Consider the following 3,284-nt stretch of genomic DNA (forward strand, 5'->3'; position numbering starts at 1 on the left):
TATCCTAATTCTCTATTTTTAATTAAATATTCATTTAATTTCACAAACATAGCATTAGTTTCTTGATATGCTACAACACATTCTTTTGATTCTCTTTCATCTTTTATGTTAGAATTAGAGATTTCTCTCACTAAATGGTACAAAATAAACTATATAATTTCTAATCAATTCTTTCATAATATATCCCCCATTTAAGCTGTAATAAAAACTTTACTTATTCTAAACCATTTTCTTTACAATGGTTTAAATTTATAACTTTGCATCAAAATATGTAAATTGTAAATTTTATAATATATAAAAAGCATCCTTTTATAAAGATGATTATTTAATTACTTTTTACTTTTTTTATTTTGTGGTTCTTCTTTAGCTCTTTTTTGTGCACATATATTAGAAAATATTAATATTAATAAAACAACACTAGCCACTCGTATAACAGTTGATATCATAATATTCCCCCTAAAAATTATAATTCACTCTCTTATCTTTATATTTTTTACAAGTAAATTATATACTAAATTATTTATTTTATAAAGCAACTCCTATGCTTAATTCTGCTACTATTATGGCAGTAACTAGTATTGGTATAACAACAGATGTTACAAATATATCTTTATAAGACTGTTTATGAGTTAATCCACAAATAGCCAATGTCGTTATAACTGCTCCATTATGAGGTAATGTATCTAATCCACCACAAGCCAATGTTGCTACTCTATGAAGTATTTCTGGTGATATTTTTAAAGAATTTGCCATTTGTAAATATGTTGGAGCTAAAGCATCTAGTGTAATTGTAAGTCCTCCTGAGGCTGATGCAGTAAGTCCACAAATTAAATTTACTGATAAAGCTTCTGAAATTATTGGATTGGAAGATAAATTAAATACAAAATTTTGTATAACATTAAATACTGATAAAGATTTTATAACACTTCCATATCCAACAATTGCACTTGAATTTAACAAAGGCTTAAACGAATTGCTAACACCTTCATCTAATACTGACTTTAAGTTTTTTATTTTATTAAAGTTAGTTAAGACTAAAAATAAGTCCGCAGCTATGATGGATATTATTACACTCCATGTTCCTGAAACACTACTTAAATTAGTATTATATTGTTCAAGATAAGCTCCATTTATAGATGGATAATAAATTTTCGAGAAGAATAGATTTACAGCAAATATAATTAATATGGGAAATACAGATTTAAAAATACTTGGTAAATTATCATAACTTATTTGTATTTCATCTTCATCATGATTACCATATCCCTCTCCATTTCTCATTGCTTTTTTAGCTTCATTTGTTAAATAAAGCAACCCAAGTCCCAGCATAAGTAAACTTGAAATTATACCTATTCCAGGCGCAGCAAATGAATCTGTCCCAAAATATTTCATAGGTATAACATTTTGAATTTCAGGTGAACCTGGAGCTGCAGTCATAGTAAATGTAAAAGATCCCAAAGCTATACTTCCTGGTATTAATCTCTTTGGAATATCAGCCTCTTTAAATAAAGTCCTAGCTATTGGATAAGAAATAAATGCAACAACAAACAAAGAAACCCCACCATAAGTAAGCAATGCTCCTGATAAAACTATAGACAATATTACTTTATCCTTTCCAAGTTTTTCGGTAATAAAATGTGAAATAGACATTGCGTAATCTGCCTTTTCCATTAGAATAGCAAAAATAGCTCCTGTCATAAATAAAGGAAAATAACTTTTTACAAAGCTCGCAAAGCCTGACATATAAACTTCTGTATAACTTGCCATTAGATGTCCTTCAAATCCACTTGTTAAGATTATTGTCATAAGAGCTATAATTGGTGCTGTTATAATTGTTGAATATCCCTTATATGCTAAAAACATAATTAATCCTAATGAAAAAATTAAACCTAAAATACTAAACATAATTCCTAGTGTTGTAAGTTACAACACATCTCCTTTCTTCATTGTTATATACTTAAATTTTAATCTTTAGCTTAATTTGTGATATTAGTAAGATATTTAGTCCTACTATTTATTTCCATATCATAACAATTTTTAAGTAATGAGTGATATAATTCAGTTATTAAGTGTTATGTTTATTTTTTTAATAGGAATGGAGGAATTATATGAAAAGAAATTATCATTTTTATGCAATCATAACTATTATTTTTTGGGCTTTGGCCTTTGTATTTACAAAACTTGGACTACAATACTTTGATGTATACTCTTTAAGTTTCTTAAGATATTTATCAGCATCATTAACATTAATAATCATGATGTTTTTTATTAAAATTAATAAGCCTAAGAAAGAAGATTTTAGTACTTACTTATTATCTGGCGCAATCGGATTTTTTATTTATGTAATTTTATTTACAAAAGGAACTGGTATGGTAAGTTCTGCAACTGGAAGTATAGTAATAGCTATGGTTCCTGTATTTACAGCTCTATTAGCATCTATACTGTATAAAGAAAAACTTAAGACTTATCAATGGCTTGCTATTGGAATTGAATTTATAGGTATATTAGTTTTAACTTTAATGAATGGAACCTTTTCAGTTAATGAAGGTATCTTATGGTTGTTAGTAGCAGCTCTTTGTTTAGCTACTTACAATATACTTCAAAGAAAATTAACTAAAAAATATACTGCCATGGAAGCAAGCACTTATAGCATTTTTGTAGGAACTACTTTTTTATTCATATTTGCTGCCAAAGCATTTCCTAAAACTATTGTTGCACCAATAGAACAATTAATTTATGTTCTTATACTTGGAATATTTTCTAGTTCTTTAGCTTATATTGCCTGGGCAAAAGCAATTTCACTTGCCGAAAAAACAACATATGTAAGTAATTATATGTTTGTTACTCCATTTTTAACTACAGTATTAGGATTTGTAATGATGGGTGAAGTTCCTGATCCTTCTACTATATTAGGAGGCATCATTATTTTATCAGGACTATTTTTATTTAATAAAGAAAATTTGTTAGAACCTTTAAAAAATAGAAATCTTGTATTATCTGAAAATGTAGTATGTAAAGATAATGAAAATTCAATTGAATAAACTAAAATAATATAAAAGTCAGGAGTTAATTCCCGACTTTTATATTTTATTATAAACAAGTAAGATCTAAAACAATACTAACGACAAGTTACTATAATCAACTATAGGTTGCTATTTAACTTATTTCATGTAAAAATAATCCACATCTAACCTTTGGCTCAAACCAAGTAGATTTAGCTGGCATAATCTTATTTTCATCAGCAATAGAAATTAATTCTTTTATATCTGTAGGATACATTAAAA

At 26.9% G+C, this 3,284-nt stretch carries 2 protein-coding genes; one reads left to right on the forward strand and one right to left on the reverse strand.

All coding sequences use genetic code 11. From position 1 onward, the window contains the following. Positions 1-525: 525 nt before the first annotated feature. Positions 526-1,905 (reverse strand): GntP family permease, encoded by a 1,380-nt coding sequence (locus tag J7G74_RS14155; protein WP_297136520.1) that lies wholly within the window; start codon positions 1,903-1,905, stop codon positions 526-528. Between the two features lie 203 nt (positions 1,906-2,108). On the opposite strand from J7G74_RS14155, the gene J7G74_RS14160 reads away from it, so the two are divergent. Next, positions 2,109-3,041, forward strand: a complete 933-nt coding sequence (locus J7G74_RS14160) for a DMT family transporter (RefSeq protein WP_297136521.1) — start codon at positions 2,109-2,111, stop codon at positions 3,039-3,041. The last annotated feature ends 243 nt before the right edge of the window (positions 3,042-3,284 follow it).

The sequence above is a fragment of the Terrisporobacter sp. genome (assembly GCF_017888745.1).
In the GTDB taxonomy this organism is placed as follows: Bacteria; Bacillota; Clostridia; order Peptostreptococcales; family Peptostreptococcaceae; genus Terrisporobacter.